Consider the following 616-nt stretch of genomic DNA (forward strand, 5'->3'; position numbering starts at 1 on the left):
ACAGAAGTCATGACACGTTTGCCCAATCACGGCTGGCGATGGATATGATCCGGGCTGGTGCGGCGATGAGGTCGTTCCAGGCATCGCAACAAGCTTTGACGATGTCTTCGTAGGTCTCGTAAAGGCGATTGGCGAGTTTATTCTGCCGCATATACTCCCAGATAGTCTCGACCGGGTTGAGTTCTGGGCTGTAAGGCGGCAGTTCGATGAGCGTGATGTTGTCAGGGATGATGAGATCATCGCTTCCATGCCAGCCTGCTCCGTCGAGCACAACCACGGCGTGGGCGTCCTTGGTCACATGTCTTGAGATTTCGGCCAGGTGGAGAGACATCGCTTCGGTGTCGGCGCGCGGCATGACGAGGGCCGCGCCGACGCCACGGGCCGGGCAGACGGCGCCGAAGATGTAGGCGGATTGGTAGCGGGTGTCGCGCACGGCACGGGGTCGCGAGCCGCGCCGTGCCCACATCCGCGTCAGGGTTCCTTTTTGACCGACGCGTGCCTCATCCTGGAACCAGACCTCGATCCGCTTGCCCCCGGCACCGGCCGGCCGTGCCGCGGCGACCGTATCGGCGAAGTTTTTTTGAACGTCTCCTGGGCGCCTTCGTCCGTCTTCGGA

1 protein-coding gene is annotated in these 616 nt (G+C 62.0%); it reads right to left on the reverse strand.

All coding sequences use genetic code 11. From position 1 onward, the window contains the following. Positions 1–7 precede the first annotated feature (7 nt). Positions 8–616: IS630 family transposase (locus ROR02_RS16490; RefSeq protein ID WP_147165122.1), on the reverse strand; the 609-nt coding region annotated here is incomplete at its 5' end.

The sequence above is a fragment of the Pararhodospirillum oryzae genome, from assembly GCF_007992075.1.
Lineage (GTDB): Bacteria > Pseudomonadota > Alphaproteobacteria > Rhodospirillales > Rhodospirillaceae > Pararhodospirillum > Pararhodospirillum oryzae.